The organism is Desulfovibrio desulfuricans DSM 642 (assembly GCF_000420465.1).
In the GTDB taxonomy this organism is placed as follows: domain Bacteria; phylum Desulfobacterota; class Desulfovibrionia; order Desulfovibrionales; family Desulfovibrionaceae; genus Desulfovibrio; species Desulfovibrio desulfuricans.
In genome coordinates this window covers 1-15169 of record NZ_ATUZ01000020.1, presented here as the reverse complement: position 1 = coordinate 15169, position 15169 = coordinate 1, and the positions used below count along the sequence as shown (strand labels likewise).

Sequence of the window (15169 nt, the reverse complement as noted above, 5' to 3'; positions counted from 1 at the left end):
CTAAGACAGGAACAGTATTTTTTCAATGGATTAGTTCGTGGAGCGGATAATCAAAAGTACATATAACGTAGATCGGTAGAGGAGAACGACAAGTCCAATGGCATGGATGAATCATGCAAGCAGCCGCTAAAATTCCAGACCAAAACTGAAACCGCCGAAGCAGGAAGAACTCTGAGAACGAAATAACTCCGCCCCAAGCTCAACCTGTGCAAAAAATCCGCTGGCATGGCTCGCCCGCACACTGCTATGAACCAGCATGGCGTCCCGGCCCGACATGTCTGACCGGCTTTCAAAACCTGGACTGTATCCCTTGAATCTGGCGCTGCTGCTGAACGTTCCGTCAAGCCAGTCATGCCGCCAGCCTGCCAGAGTATCCCATGCGAGCGTTGTTCCATTATCCAGGGTGCGGGCAAGATTTGCATGCGCGCCCAAGACTGACGAGAGATTGTTGTAAGTGGCGGCATCAACCCTGAGTGCCGAGGCCCCGGAGCCGTCCTCGGTAAATCCAGGTCTGGAACTCAGGCTATATTCCAGCCATGTCAGAGGGCCAGCTTCCACGCCGCCCCAGGCGGTTGCCCAGTTCCAGTCCTTGCCGCCGCCCGCGAGCGTATCTGCGGTTAGGCCCGTCCAGTTGCTGCTGTGATTGCGCGCGAAACCATTAAAGTTGACGGTCCGCTGCATTTGCACATCCTCAAAGCCCACGCGGGCCATGCCCATTACATAGGCACCACCCCACCAGCGTGGCTTGAAGAGCGCGTGGCCGCCAACAGATGCGGCCAACGTTTCCGCCTTTGCCTCGCCCGCACTATGAATATCTGTGCGGCGGCCTGCGAGCGCCACATCAAATCCTGCAGTCAGTCCGCTCTCCCACAGGCGGTCAACACCAAGGGCCAGCCCTGCACCTGACGCCGTGAAGCCCGCTGAGCCGCCATTGGCGTTCATGTTGCTGTAGCTGCCAAAGGGCAGCGCCCATGCCTGCCAGCCAGCAGCATCATCACCGCTGGACACGCCAGTACCGCTCACGCCTTGTTGGCCGCTGGCCCCCAAGAAGCGCCGCACCATAAGCAGATTGAGCTGCCGCTGTGCTTCAAGCCCGGCCCGAGCCACGGCATCATAACTGTTGGGGCTCAACTGCTCCATTGCCGGAGCAATGCCGCTGCCGGAGGCATCGCTCCAGTCCAGGGCCTGAAACAGGTTTTGCATATCGCCTGTTGCCTGCCCAGCTATCTGGTAAAGAGCGCGTCCAACACTGCTTGTGGTGGTACTGTCGGCATAGCGGCTGTACGCGCTTGATGCACGTTGCTGGCCCACCAAGGCCGACCCGAGGCCATTGCTTGACGCGACGCTGAAATTCAATGTTGGTGAAGAAGAACTAACCCCAACGCTGTTAAATACGCCCGTGGAGCTTGTTGCCTGCACACTGCTCATATTTATTGAATAGTTATCTGCATAAAATCCAGGAGAAGGAGAAAACCGCAAGGCTCCGTCAATATTTGCAGAATTTGCACTGAGCACAGAATATTGATTATTGGAATTGAAACCGATTTGCAGCGTACCCTGGCTTGTCTGGGTGTAGTCATTTACTGTGAGCGTCAGGCCGCGATAGCCCGGAGCAACAGTGCCGCAATTGACGACTTTCTTCTGTATTACTCCATCACCCAGCAATACACCGCCCTGGCGCACGAGCACATCGCTGTTTTGCAGCACGCCGCCAGTACCGTCTGCCCTTTTGCTCACGGCCAGGCCCCCGCCATCAACCACGGTCGCCCCTGAATAGCTATTGACGCCGCTGAGAACCAATAGGCCAGCACCCGTTTTGCGCAAGCCCACATTCTTGCCACGCAGGGCCGTGGCGTCCGCCCCGGCCAGAAAACTGGCATGATGGTAGGCATCATTCCACTGGCGTTGGGTGATGTCATTGCTGAATTCTGCGAAGTAGCCCTTGGTGTTAAACGTTTCAAGCGCATAATTGCCAGGGCCCAGTTCAGACAATGTCACCACATCCGAAGCTGACATGCGGTTGGCATCCAGCCGGGCGATGCCGCGCACGGCCTTGCCCGCGTCCAGCAGCCCCTGACCAAACACGTCTTCCTTTGTCAGGTCGTTCACTGCTTTCTTGCCCTGATCAACCAGCGCTTTCAAAGCATCTGCCGTTGCGCCTTGATAAACTTGTTCAATCCACTGTTTGATTGTCACATCATTCGGAGCAGGAACACTGTGATCTATAACAGCAATAATAACCTTATTGGGATTACCATCTTTATCAACAGTATATTGAACAAGGTGCGTTGGCGCTACAAAAGTATTATCCGCTGTGGTCAATACAGCATCAGCCAGCTGTTTGCCGGTCATCCAGGGAAAAGCCTGCGCCACCAGCCCCACGGTGCCGCTCACATAGGGCGCTGCCATGCTGGTGCCGCTGTCCAGCATATAGCCGTTGGTGGTGGCATTGAGCGAATTGATATCGCTGCCGGGAGCCGCAACGGTCCAAAGATAGGCTTTGCTTCCCAGATTACTGAAATAACTGACCCCAGACGGGCCAATGGTGCGTGTTCCGCCCGGCGCTGTAGTGATCCCGGCTATATTAAGGGAAACCACGCTGATCCAGCCTGTCAGATCCGGCGCATAACGCGGCATCATGCCCTCAACACTGGGGGCTATCATGGTGTTGTTGCCAGCGGCAAACACAACGACCTTGCCATAATCGTCACTGAGCTTGCGGAGTGCTTTGATATCACCATCCTGGCCAGATATAACATCTGCGGGAATGTCTTTGGCAGGGTCAAGCGAGGGGTAAAAATCCGTGCCCCAACTGTTGTTGATGACGCGAATATCCGGATACGCAGCAAAGAGGCTCAACAAATCAGGCGGAACAAGATTCTCGTTGCTCCCCGACGCTGTCCCAAGTGTGACCGCCGAAACGAGGTTGGCGTCAAAAGCCACACCGTGCATGCCAACACCATTGCGCATGGCTGCCATAATGCCCGCCACATGGCTGCCATGCGTATCATATGCCCAGTTTGGCACGTATGTCTGACCCGTGGTCTTATCGAGCGGCAAGGCCATCATTATGACTTTGCCAGCCAGTTCCGGGTGGTCGCCGCGTACGGAAGTGTCAATCATGCCCAGCGTGATGCCTGCCCCGGTATATCCCAGGGCGTATGCATCGGCAGCGTGAATAAAATTCAACCCTGTGCTGTTCCAGTATTCATTGGTTTTAAAACTGTCAGCGCTCGCTGCATTGATATGAACCGGTATACTTAATGTAAACAGGAACAGAAGGAAAACCTGAAATAAAGCAGGACAAAAACGTGCCCAATAACCGCACGAATAAAAAACCATGAATGCTCCGACAGGGTTAAGTGGAACTTTCTGTCCTTTTTGTTGTTGCGGGAATTCGCACATTACTTCAGGTTCATAACGTTAACTGATTGGTCTTCTGACGGGGCGGCGGAATATACTTTCCCCGTTGATAACGCTTACTATCAAAAATATCTTTTTATTTAAATAGATTATTTTTTAAAAATTTTTCCTCCCCCCAGTTTGAAACAAGAAACTTTTTACGGCTGATCACTCTTGCTCTAAAAGCTGCTCTGTTCCATTCTTGCACTGTCTGCAAATTAACCGAGGGGTTCCGGACCATTCCGCAACCCCTCTTTTAGTCCTGCCCCGCGCACAAAGAACTGTGGCAAAACAGCAGGATCATCCCTCAAGCACGCTGCCAAGCGCGTCAGGGACGCACAAGAATCTTGATGTTCTCATCCTTGTTGTTGATCAGCTCAAGAAAGCCCTTTTCCATAATGTCCTTCAGCTCTATCTTGCCGGTAATCAGGTTTTCCGCCTTGATGACGCCCTTGGACATAAGCGCGGCAAGGCCCTTGAAATCCTCAATGGTGTAGGCCAGCGTGCCCATGACCTTTTTGTCCGTGCCGCTGAGGCTGAAAAAGTTGAAGGAACTGGGTTCTTCAAAAATACCCACAATAATGGCCGTTCCGGTGTTGCGCAGCACATCGATGGCCAGCGGGCCGGTGTGCTTGTTGCCAATGCATTCAAAGGAAACATCAGCCCCGGAGCCGCCGGTCAGTTCCTTCACCTTTGCAACCGGGTCGCATTCCTTGGGGGTCACCACAATGTCCGCACCGCATTCCATTGCCTTGGCAATGCGCGCACGGGACATTTCAAGCACGATGATCTTGCCCGCCCCAGCGGCTTTGGCAGCCATAATGGTGCCAAGGCCGATGGTTCCCGCGCCAAGCACCACCACATTGAGGCCCAGGATGCTGCCCGCCATACGCACGGCCTTAAAGCCCGTGGCCAGGGGTTCCATGACTGCTCCGGCCTCGGGCGAAACACCATCGGGCATGATAAAGCACAATTCCGCAGGCACATTCACATAAGGGGCGAATGCGCCGTCATTGTGCAGGCCCGTAAAGGCAAGCTTTTCGCAAACATTGTAGCGCCCTTCGCGGCAAGGCTGACACTTGCCGCAGTGCTGGCAGGCATCTGGCGCAACCATGTCGCCAACCTTGACATTGGTAACGCCGCTGCCCACCACCACAACCTTGCCGCTGAACTCGTGCCCGAGAATGACGCTCCCCTGCTTGCCCGTAAGCGGATGCGGGGCCTCTGTGGGAATGAATATGGGGCCAGCCAGGTATTCGTGCAGATCCGAGCCACAGATGCCGCACCAATCAACCTTGACCTGAACCCAACCGGGAGCCGGAGCGGAGGGAACGGGTACAGTCTCAACGCGGATGTCTTTTTTGCCGTGCCAAACTGCCGCCTGCATGGTTTCCGCCATAACTGCCTCGCTTGTTAGATGTTGAATCCGAATACACCCATCATTGCACAGGTCATGCCGTAAAATCCGCGCCAGCAGCGGATGAGCGGACATGTCCGGCAGACCTTGGCCCTGCTCAATCGAGAAAAATTGCACATGCAGACAGGTATACCGGAGCCGCAGGCAGTGTTCTGAAGTGGAACAAGGCAAAGTTATCGTGAGCGGAAGTGGAACAGAGAAAAAACAGGCCGCGAGGAGGTAAAACGCAGGCCAGAGCGAACACAGATGCCATAAAAAAGGCCTGCTCCAGACCGTATGCCCCATAAATGGGGCTCAGGTTAAGAGCAGGCCGGATTGTGGCAGTCTGGCAATATCATGAAGTTAACCCTCGGGAACAATCTTGCGCAGTTTGGCGTACAGGGTGTTGCGGCCGATGCCCAGCGCCTTGGCGGCCTGAAGCATGTTGCCGTTATAATGCTTCAATGCGCAGCGGATGACCTTGGCCTCCTGATTGTCCAGGTTAAAATCGGTCATTCCGGGCAGGGCCGCCACGGCTTGCCCATCCGCTTGCCCGCTGGCTGCATCGGCTCCACCAGCGCAGGACTGCAAATGCGCTGGCAGATGTGCGGGCAAAATACAGCCGCCCTGTGCCATGTTGACGGCAAATTCCACGCTGTGCACAAGCTGACGCACATTGCCGGGCCAGTCGTAATCTTCCATCACGCGCAAAGCCTCGGCAGAAAACCCGCCAAAAGGATGCCCGTAGGTACGGCACAGGCGTTTGCAATGATATTCCGCAATAACAGCGATATCTTCCCTGCGTTCGCGCAAAGGGGGAATTTCCAGCGCGAGCACATGGATGCGGTAAAACAGATCTTCACGAAACGCGCCCGAAGCCATCAGTTCATCAAGATTGCGGTTGGTGGCCGTGACCAGCCGGAAATCGACCATCCTGGACTGCTTGCCGCCCACCCTTGTGACGCAGCGGTCTTCCAGAGGCCGCAGCAGGTTGACCTGCATTTCCAGCGGCATTTCAGAAATTTCATCCAGAAACAGGGTTCCCTTGTCGGCCAGTTCAAACTTGCCGGGACGCCCCTTTTCCACAGCTCCGGTAAAAGCCCCCCGCTCGTAGCCAAAAAGTTCGCTCTGGATAAGCTCGCGCGGCAAAGCCCCACAGTTTACGGCCACAAACGGCCCATCGGAACATCGGCTGGCCTTGTGGATGGCCTGTGCAAACAGTTCCTTGCCCGTTTCGCCCAGCAACAAAACCGCCGCAGGGCTTTTGGCCATATGCCGCGCCTGCTCCACCGTGCGGGACATTTTTTCGCTGCGGTAAACAATATCGCCAAAGGGGCGCGTGCCTTCGCGGCGCGGAACATGCGGCACAGGGGCAATCGGCGCGGGGCGGGCCTCCACTCCGGCCTGAAGGGTCACAAGGGTGTAGCGCGCTTCTGACCTGCCCGTCATGAAGGGCATGGCACAGGCTGTAAGTGAGGAATTGGTCAGACAGCGCAGGGGAACCCCCTCGGGCTGGCCGCCCTTTTCCGCCTGCTGACGCGCGTACAGGGTGTAGTCAAAAAATGCCTCGGCGCGCCCGCCGCGCACATCGCCGCTAAAGCCGAGCAGGCGCTCCGCCTGTGCATTGGCATAGGTGATGATGCCGCTCTCATCCACCATCAGCACACCAATGGGCATGGAACTGAAGAGCGTGCTGAGCAGCGTGCGTGATTTGTTCTCCATACTGCTCAGCGAGGCGTTGAGCAGAAGGCGCTCAATTTCGCGGGCCGCGCCAACAGCCAGCCACAATGCCTGACGGTGATCGGCGCTGGTTGGCCCGGAAATGTCAAAACAGCCCCACAGTTGCCCAAAGGGCGTGAAAATGGGCGCGGCAGAACAGCCCCATGCCTGATGGCTGCTGCAAAAATGCTCCTCGCCCATAACCTGCGCGGGCATGCCGTCAGAAAGGGCCAGACTTATGGCGTTGGTGCCCACGCTTCTTTCAGACCACACAGCGCCAGGGCCAAAGTAAAGCTGGTCTGCCTGAAGCAATACATCCTTGTTGCCGCAGGTGCGCAGCAACCGGCCATTGGCCTCGGAGACCGTCATGAGCAGGCCTTTTTCCTTGATCTGCTCATACACCTGACGTTCCACGCCAGCCGCCAGCTCCGCGTATATCTCGGCCTGTGCGTTGATCTGGCTCATGGGCGTAAATTCCGCGCATTTGGGCAGCATCGGATCCACCCCCAGATCGCGGCAGCGCATCCACGAAGCCGCAATGGGCCGGGGCAGGCTGTCGTCAACAATCCTGCCGGTTCTTATAAAGGATTCCCACGTTTCCCGCCGGTTCGCTCTTGGTGCGCCGCTATAGCTGTTGAACAAAAACCCCGAGCGGTTGACGCCTTCCGCCATCAGAGGTTCCTGCCGCATTTCAAAGACATCGCCATTTCTTTGCAGAACATACATGACTTATCTCCCGGACGCGCACGCCCTTTCAACAAGCATGCCGGTTCGCTGGCCTTTCCACACCCAAAAGGCCATTTGCCCCACTTCTGAATAATGCGACCCCGCAGCTTTGTTTTAAGCAATAGCATCGTCCGTGAAAAAATGGAATAGCTCTTTGCGCATGGCTACATTCATATTATGTCCAAAAAAACAACTCCATGAATTTTTTATATATTGTAGTGTATCATAACTGGTCTTACAGAACAGCGTTCTGTTCGATTTTGGAACACTATCAAATACACAGATAAAGTATTTTATAAATTATTCATTGATTATTACCTGTTATAAAGTGGTATCAGAGTTGCAATCAAGTAGGCATAAACGCGTGCGCCACATCGGCGCAAGGAGGTAGCGGATGGCCTACGAAGTGCAGATGCCCAAATGGGGCCTCACCATGAAAACAGGCAAGATTGCGCGCTGGCTTGTGGCCGAAGGCGGTGCGGTGGCAGTGGGGCAACCCCTGCTGGAAGTGGAAACAGACAAGATCACCAACGTGGTCGAGTCTCCGGCAGGCGGCGTTCTTTTGCAGATTGTCAGCCCGCAGGGCGAGGTTGTTCCGGTCATGCAGGTTATCGGCATCATCGGCGAATCGGGCGAAGCTGTGGCCGCACCTGCCTCGCAAAGCGCTGATGCGGTGGCCAGCCCTGCCGCTCCTGCACCTTCCGGGGCCAAAATCCAGGGATCGGCAACACAGGCCAGCACGGCGCAAGGAGAGGTTCGCGCCATGCCTGCGGCCCGCAAGGTCGCCAAAGAGCTGGGCGTTGATCTGGCAACGGTAACGGGCACAGGACGCGATGGCATTGTTACGGAAAAGGATGTTCGCGCCGCCCACGAAGCCGCCGCAAAAGCCCCTGCTCCGGCCAGCGTAGCCCCGGCGCAACCATGCTCCGCCCCTGATGCTGATGCGGACGAAGTCATCCCCATGGACGGCCTGCGCAAGCTTATAGCGGACAACATGCAGGCCAGCCTGCAAAACGCGGCGCAACTGACCGTTTTTGTGGAAGCCGACGTTACCGAAATGGTTGCCCTGCGCGATACCATGCTGGCCCGCAACAAAAAAGACCCGGAATACCGCCTCTCGTTCAACGACATCATCGCTTTTGCCGTGTGCCGCGCACTCAGGCAGCACCCCGTCATGAACACCACCCTGCAGGCAGACGGCGTCCACATGCACAAACATGTGAATCTTGGCATCGCCGTTTCGCTCGATACGGGCCTCATTGTTCCCAACGTCAAGAATGCGGACACCTACAGCCTTGAAGAACTCAAGGCCAAGGTGCGCGACGCTGCCAGCCGCGCCCGCAAGGGCGGTCTTTCCATGGACGAAATTTCCGGCGGCACCTTTACCATTTCCAATGTGAGCATACTTGGCGTGGACGGCTTCACCCCCATTCTCAACCCGCCGGAGACAGGCATCCTCGGCGTTGGTCGCGTGGTGGAAAAGCCGGGCGTTTTTGAATGTCAGGTCTGCGTGCGCAAGATGATGACTCTTTCCCTCACCTTCAACCACATGGTCACCGATGGCGGCCCGGCCATGAGCTTCCTGCGCACCCTTGCGGACATGCTCGAACAGCCCGTGCGCATGCTGGGCTGACCAGCGGAGGAATCCAATGCTGCAACGTTACGTTGTTGAACTGGGCACCGGGGCAGATCTGCACGGCGCAAACATGACCAAGGCCGCATACCGCGCGGTTAAGGACGCCATTTCGCGCAGTTGTTTGTGCGGCCTGGTGGAGATACTCGGGCGCGGATCTTTTCAGGGTGTGCATGTGCATGCGCGCATTGCCGTGCCCGAGCCTGATCTGGTGGACAAGGAGGCAGTGCTTGCCGCCATTCCCATCGGGGAAAAGAGCATTGAGGTCGTTACGGGCGGCTTGCGCACTCCGGGCCTCGAAGTTGCCTGCTTCAGCCCCGGTTGCAGCGACATCGTGTTGGCCTGCGCGGCCCTGACCGTGTCGGTAGATATTGACTGAGTCGGCACCACAATCAGCAATCTGAGGAGAGTACCATGAAACATCCCGACAAAAAGGTTCTGCTGGAAATGTTCAGCACCATGACCAAGATCCGCCTTTTTGAAAGCGAGCTGCAAAAGTTTTTTGCAGCTGGCAAAATACCCGGATTCGTTCACCTCTACCTTGGTGAAGAAGCCGTTGCCACTGGCGCGTGCGCCGCGCTGAAGCAGACGGACATGATCACCAGCACCCACCGTGGCCACGGGCATTGTATTGCCAAGGGCGGCGACCTCAAGCTCATGATGGCCGAAATCTATGGCCGCTCCACCGGTTACTGCAAGGGCAAGGGTGGCTCCATGCACATTGCCGATTTCAACATCGGCATTCTTGGCGCCAACGGCATAGTGGGCGGCGGTGGGCCTCTGGCCGTGGGCGCGGCCTTCAGCTGCCAGTACAAAGACACCAAGGGCGTGTGCGCCTGCTTTTTCGGCGATGGCGCGTCCAACCAGGGCACCACGCAGGAATCGCTGAACATGGCCAGCGCCTGGAAGCTCCCCGTCATCTTTATCAATGAAAACAACGGCTACGGCATCTCCTGCCCGCAGAGCAAATCCATGGCCATCACCGACATTGCCGACCGTGCCGCCGGATACGACATGCCCGGCGTCGTCATTGACGGCAACGATGTGCTTGCCGTGTACGAAGCCGTAACAATGGCCGTAGAACGCGCGCGCAAGGGGCAGGGTCCCTCGCTCATCGAATGCAAGACCTACCGCTGGCGCGGCCACTTTGAGGGCGATGCCTGCGTATACCGCAGCGAAAAGGAACTGGAAGAATGGAAGGCCAAGGATCCCATTCCGCGTTTTGCCAAAAAGCTGGTGGAAACCGGCACCGTCACTCAGGCGGAACTGGACGCCATCACAGTATCTGTGACCGCCGAAATTGAAGCCGCCGTCAAGTTTGCGGAAGACAGCCCCTTCCCCAAGCCGGAAGACCTGCTGGAAGACGTGTACGCATAAAGCGTTTGCCTGAAACTGCGGAAACCACCTTCAGATTTTCAGAATGGAGAAAAATATGGCGATCAAAACCTACCTGCAAGCGCTTAACGATGCCATGCGTCAGGAGATGGAGCGGGACGAAAACGTGTTCATCATCGGTGAAGACGTGGGCAAGTTTGGCGGCTGCTTTGGCGTGACCCAGGGCCTTTTTGACAAATTCGGCGAACGCCGCGTGCGCGACACCCCCATCACGGAAAGCGCCATTGTGGGCGCTGCCGCTGGTGCCGCAGCAGCTGGTCTGCGACCTGTGGCAGAGCTGATGTTTGTGGACTTTATCGGCGTTGCCTTTGACCAGCTCTTCAATCAGGCCGCCAAAATGCACTACATGTTCGGCGGCAAGGCCAAGGTGCCCATGGTGCTGCGCATGCCGCAGGGCGCTGGCGTGGGCGCTGCGGCCCAGCACTCCCAGAGCCTTGAAGCATGGTTCATGCACATTCCCGGCATCAAGGTGTGCATTCCCTCCACCCCGGCAGACGCAAAAGGCCTGCTCATCAGCGCCATCCGCGACGACAACCCAGTGGTCTTTCTTGAACACAAGATTCTGTACGGCGTGGAAGGCGAAGTTGGCGACGAGGCGACGCCCATTGAGCTTGGCAAGGGCGATGTAAAGCGCGAAGGCTCGGACGTAACCATTGTAGCCACCTCGCTCATGGTTCACTCCGCCCTTCAGGCCGCAGAAACCCTGGCCGCTCAGGGCATCAGCGCCGAAGTGGTAGACCCCCGCTGTCTGGTGCCGCTCGACAAGGACATCATCCTCAATTCCGTCAAGAAAACCCACGCCCTTGTGGTTGCGCACGAAGCCGTCAAAACCGCCGGAGCCGGTGCGGAAATCGCCGCCATGGTAGCCGAGGAAGCCCTGGACTATCTGGACGCGCCCATCGTGCGCGTGGGCGCTCCTTACTGCCCTGTCCCCTTCAGCCCGCCGCTGGAAAAGGCCTACATTCCCGGCGCGGATCAGATCGTCGCTGCGGTCAAGTCGCTGCGATAATTAAGCCGCGTTCAAGGGGCAGGCACAGGCACAAGGCCTGCCCCATCGCGGCGCAAAGGTGCAAAAACTCTTGCAGGCCCTGCCTGCAACCTACATCCACCGGAGCCACCGTGAAAGCAGCCATTATCGCCAATCCGGCATCAGGCAAGGACATACGCCGCATCGTCGCGCACGGCAGTGTTTTTGACAATCAGGAGAAGGTGCGCATGGTGCGCCGTATTCTGGTTGGTCTGGCCGCCGCCGGGGTACGTGATGTTCTGTATATGCCCGAGGGCTACGGCATCGTGCCGCGCGCCCTGAGCGATCTGGAAGCTCTGGAAACGCCTGTGAACGTGGCTCCGGTGGATATTTACCTGCACAACACGCAGGAGGACACCATTAACGCCGCCGCCCTCATGCAGCAGGAGGGGGTTGCGGTCATCATCGTCATGGGGGGCGACGGCACAAGCCGTGCCGCCTGCAAGGGCGCGCGCAAAACGCCCATTCTGCCGCTCTCCACAGGCACCAACAATGTTTTTCCTGTCATGGCCGAAGCCACGGTGGCTGGCCTTGCTGCGGGCGTGCTTGCCTGCGGCGGCGTAACCATTGACGAAGGCTGCCGCGAGGCCAGCCTGCTTGAAGTGCATGTGGACGGTCAGTTCCGAGATATCGCTCTGGTGGATGTGGCGGTGTACGACGACCTTTTTCTCGGCTCCCGCGCTATCTGGGACATCACCAGAGTCAGCCAGATTGTTGTTTCCCGCTGTCGGCCAGACAGCATCGGCCTCTCCACTGTGGCCGGGCAGCTCATGAGCATCTCACCCGAAGAACCGCGCGGTCTGGCCCTTGATCTTGACCCCGATTTTGCCTGCCGCGTACGCGCCGCCATCGGCCCCGGCCTGTTTGCCGACGTGGGCGTCTCCCGCGTGCGCCAGCTGCTACCCGGCGATGATGTGCCTGTGGCCCTCACGCCCTGCGTGCTGGCGCTGGACGGCGAACGCGAGGTGGAGGTTCGGCGCGGGCAGCGCGCCAGCATACGATTGTCAGAAGACACCATGCGCGTGGTGGATGTGGCCCGCGTCATGGAATACGCCCGGCAGCGAGGGCTGTTCTTGCGTGGCGCGCAGGTCTGTTACGCCAATTAGGCCCAGACCGGCAACAAGCCTGAATCCCCAACACCAGGAGCATGTTTATGAAACTCAAGGCTGCATTCATTTTTCTGAGCCCCCGTGGCGAAGGCAACGGCGTCAAGGCCGAGCACCGCAGCTGGACGCGCACCCCCGGCGTGGAACTGCTGACTATTGGCGTGACATCCTACAGGGAGGCCGTTGACGCGGCGCAGAAGGCCGTGGCCGAAGACGGTTGCGTTGCCATCGAGCTGTGCGGCGGCTTTGGCTACGAAGGCGCGGCGATGGTCGCACGGGCGGTCAAGGTGCCTGTGGGCGTTGTGCGCTTCGACATCCATCCCGGCCTTGGCAATGCCAGCGGCGACGGGATTTTTGCCTGATGCAACAAGCAGTTTGCGGCCCACAGGGTGCTGCCATCCACGACATGCCCGGTTTGCGCCGATTTGCGCCGGGCATGCGGCAACACGGAGGATACTATCATGACTATTAACGGCAAAGTTGTTCTGGTTACCGGCTCCGCTCAGGGGATAGGACGCGGCATAGCCCTGCGTCTGGCAAAGGACGGCGCGGATATCTGCCTTGTGGACATGAACGCGGACAAACTGGCCGCCACTGCCGATGAAGTGCGCGCCCTTGGCCGCAAAGCCACCACCTTTATTGCCGATGTAAGCGACCGCGCACAGGTTTTTGCTGCCGTGGACCATGCGGAAAAAGAACTGGGCGGGTTTGACGTCATGATCAACAACGCGGGCATCGCTCAGGTCAAGGCCCTGCTGGACGTCACCCCCGAGGAGCTTGAACGCATCTTCAGAATCAACGTCAACGGCGTGCTCTGGGGCATTCAGGCAGCAGCCACAAAATTCATGGCCCGCAAGCAGAAGGGCAAGATCATCAGCGCTTCTTCCATTGCCGGGCACGATGGCTTTGCCCTTATCGGCGCGTACAGCGCCACCAAGTTCGCCGTGCGCGGCCTTACCCAGGCAGCAGCGCGGGAACTTGCCTCCAGCGGCATCACCGTAAACGCCTACTGCCCCGGCGTGGTCGGCACCGACATGTGGGTTGCCATTGACGAAGGCTTTTCAAAGATCACAGGCGCCCCCAAGGGCGAAACCTACAAAAAATACTGCGAAGGCATAGCCCTTGGCCGCCCCGAAACACCGGAAGACGTGGCCGCCTTTGTTTCCTATCTGGCAGGGCCGGATTCCGACTACATGACCGGACAGGCCGTGCTTATTGACGGCGGCATGGTTTACCGCTGACGGCATCGGCCCGGCTGACGGCAAAAAGGCAGCCTTCCGCCCCAACACACAACATCGCAGGAGAACAGCAGTGAGCATAGAACTTGCCATGCCGAAACTTGGTCTGACCATGAAGACCGGCAAGGTTTCCAAATGGTTTGTGGCCGAAGGCGCCGCAGTCAAGCAGGGCGATGATCTGTTTGAAGTGGAAACCGACAAGATCACCAACAAGGTGGAAAGCCCCGCCGATGGCGTGCTCTTCCAGATTATGGTGCAGCCCAAACAGGAAGTGGCCGTGGGTGCCGTGCTTGGCATTCTGGCCGAACCTGGTGAAACAATCGCCCGGGTTGAAGGCGCGTCTGACTCCCCCGCTTCCGCCACAGCGGAAGCGGGCGCGCCCAAGCCAGCAAAAACCAACGCGTCAGCCGCCGTGCAACCCTCTAGCACTGGCGGGATAGCGTCTCCTGCCGCTCGGCGGCTGGCGCGTGAACTTGGCATTGACCTTGCCTGCGTCGCAGGCTCCGGCCCTGGAGGCCGCATTGTTGAACGCGATGTACAGGCCCGTCAGGAAATTATCGGCAAAATCAGGATCACGCCCCTTGCCGCTGCCGTTGCTGCCAAGGCAGGGCTGGATATCTCCACCCTCACCGGAACGGGCGAAGGCGGCAAGATCGTGCGCGAAGATGTTGACCGCGCCATGCACCCCGAAAAGTTCGCTGCGACGCAGAACGCGGGGCAAGGTGCGTCTCAGTCAACCTGCGCCAGCGCCGTTTGCGGCAGCGAGTTAGGCTCCGTGCCCATGGAAGGCATGCGCAAGATCATTGCCGACAACATGCTGGGCAGCCTGCAAAACTCCGCCCAGCTCACCCTTGTGAGCGAAGCGGATGTAACCGCCTGCGTGCACATCATCAACGACTTCAAGGCCCGCAACAAAAAGAACAAAGACTTCCGCCTTTCCATGAACGACATGCTCATTCTGGCCGTTTCAAAGGCCTTGAAAAAGCACCCGCGCATGAACGCCACCTTTGACGGGCAAACCATCACCCGTCACGGCGAGGTGCATATGGGCGTGGCCGTGGCCCTGCCCGAGGGCCTGATGGTACCCGTGCTGCACCATGCGGACAGGCTGCCCCTGCTTGAAATAGCCAGGGAAGCCCGCCTGCTTGCTGGCCGCGCCCGCAAGGGCGAGCTGACGCCCGACGACATGAGCGGCGGCACCTTTACCATCACCAACATGGCGCATTCCGTGGTGGATTTCTTCACGCCCATTCTCAAGCCCGGCGAAACGGGAATCCTGGGCGTGGGCCGCGTGGTGGAAAAGCCCGTTATCCGCGAGGGGGCCGTAGTTGCCCGCTCCATGATGGGTTTGAGCCTTACCTTTGACCACCGCGTTGAAGACGGCGCGCCCGCCGCAGAATTTTTGAAGACACTTGTGGAATATCTGGCGGAACTGACCAGCCCCGTTTTTTTGTACCAGGTTAAATGTTAGTGGTAGATTCTTTGTGGTTCTGTTTCTGTCGCCTGTATAGCTGATAATTCTGGCGG

At 57.9% G+C, this 15169-nt stretch carries 11 protein-coding genes; 8 read left to right on the top strand and 3 right to left on the bottom strand.

Annotation, left to right across the window (positions count from 1 at the left end; all coding sequences use genetic code 11):
* Positions 1–126: 126 nt before the first annotated feature.
* The 3 genes from G449_RS0114870 to G449_RS0114860 form a co-directional block, all read right to left on the bottom strand.
* Positions 127–3342 carry a S8 family serine peptidase gene (locus tag G449_RS0114870; protein WP_281166558.1) on the bottom strand — a complete coding sequence of 1072 codons (3216 nt, stop codon included), beginning with the start codon at positions 3340–3342 and terminating at the stop codon, positions 127–129.
* 388 nt (positions 3343–3730) lie between these two features.
* On the bottom strand, positions 3731–4801 hold the full coding sequence (locus G449_RS0114865; protein WP_022660110.1) for a 2,3-butanediol dehydrogenase: 1071 nt from the start codon (positions 4799–4801) through the stop codon (positions 3731–3733).
* A gap of 360 nt (positions 4802–5161) precedes the next feature.
* On the bottom strand, positions 5162–7243 hold the full coding sequence (locus tag G449_RS0114860; protein ID WP_022660109.1) for a sigma-54-dependent Fis family transcriptional regulator: 2082 nt from the start codon (positions 7241–7243) through the stop codon (positions 5162–5164).
* 394 nt (positions 7244–7637) lie between these two features.
* Between G449_RS0114860 and G449_RS0114855 the strand changes: the two genes are divergently transcribed.
* The 8 genes from G449_RS0114855 to G449_RS17475 all read left to right on the top strand — a co-directional run bounded on the left by G449_RS0114855 (position 7638) and on the right by G449_RS17475 (position 15113).
* A complete protein-coding gene (locus G449_RS0114855) occupies positions 7638–8876 on the top strand; it encodes a dihydrolipoamide acetyltransferase family protein (protein WP_022660108.1) in 1239 nt (412 codons plus the stop codon).
* Positions 8877–8892: 16 nt separating this feature from the next.
* Entirely contained in the window at positions 8893–9255 is a 363-nt protein-coding gene (locus G449_RS0114850; RefSeq protein ID WP_022660107.1) for a Lin0512 family protein, read from the top strand.
* A 35-nt stretch (positions 9256–9290) separates the two neighbouring features.
* Complete coding sequence (locus G449_RS0114845; protein ID WP_022660106.1) at positions 9291–10253, top strand: thiamine pyrophosphate-dependent dehydrogenase E1 component subunit alpha; 963 nt, start codon at positions 9291–9293, stop codon at positions 10251–10253.
* Between the two features lie 55 nt (positions 10254–10308).
* On the top strand, positions 10309–11280 hold the full coding sequence (locus G449_RS0114840) for an alpha-ketoacid dehydrogenase subunit beta (protein ID WP_022660105.1): 972 nt from the start codon (positions 10309–10311) through the stop codon (positions 11278–11280).
* Positions 11281–11390: 110 nt separating this feature from the next.
* Positions 11391–12404, top strand: coding sequence for an ATP-NAD kinase family protein (locus tag G449_RS0114835; RefSeq protein WP_022660104.1), 1014 nt, complete (start codon positions 11391–11393; stop codon positions 12402–12404).
* 47 nt (positions 12405–12451) lie between these two features.
* A complete protein-coding gene (locus G449_RS0114830) occupies positions 12452–12766 on the top strand; it encodes a DUF6506 family protein (protein ID WP_022660103.1) in 315 nt (104 codons plus the stop codon).
* A 99-nt stretch (positions 12767–12865) separates the two neighbouring features.
* Positions 12866–13645, top strand: a complete 780-nt coding sequence (locus G449_RS0114825; RefSeq protein ID WP_022660102.1) for an acetoin reductase — start codon at positions 12866–12868, stop codon at positions 13643–13645.
* A gap of 70 nt (positions 13646–13715) precedes the next feature.
* Positions 13716–15113: a dihydrolipoamide acetyltransferase family protein gene (locus G449_RS17475; RefSeq protein ID WP_022660101.1), complete on the top strand. Its 1398-nt coding sequence runs from the start codon at positions 13716–13718 to the stop codon at positions 15111–15113.
* Positions 15114–15169: the final 56 nt, after the last annotated feature.

Coding starts and splice junctions, on each gene's coding strand:
- G449_RS0114830 (WP_022660103.1), top strand. CDS start 12,452: ATGAAACTCAAGGCTGCATTCATTTTTCTGAGCCCCCGTGGCGAAGGC.
- G449_RS0114850 (WP_022660107.1), top strand. CDS start 8,893: ATGCTGCAACGTTACGTTGTTGAACTGGGCACCGGGGCAGATCTGCAC.
- G449_RS0114825 (WP_022660102.1), top strand. CDS start 12,866: ATGACTATTAACGGCAAAGTTGTTCTGGTTACCGGCTCCGCTCAGGGG.
- G449_RS0114865 (WP_022660110.1), bottom strand. CDS start 4,801: ATGGCGGAAACCATGCAGGCGGCAGTTTGGCACGGCAAAAAAGACATC.
- G449_RS0114840 (WP_022660105.1), top strand. CDS start 10,309: ATGGCGATCAAAACCTACCTGCAAGCGCTTAACGATGCCATGCGTCAG.
- G449_RS0114860 (WP_022660109.1), bottom strand. CDS start 7,243: ATGTATGTTCTGCAAAGAAATGGCGATGTCTTTGAAATGCGGCAGGAA.
- G449_RS0114870 (WP_281166558.1), bottom strand. CDS start 3,342: ATGGTTTTTTATTCGTGCGGTTATTGGGCACGTTTTTGTCCTGCTTTA.
- G449_RS0114845 (WP_022660106.1), top strand. CDS start 9,291: ATGAAACATCCCGACAAAAAGGTTCTGCTGGAAATGTTCAGCACCATG.
- G449_RS0114855 (WP_022660108.1), top strand. CDS start 7,638: ATGGCCTACGAAGTGCAGATGCCCAAATGGGGCCTCACCATGAAAACA.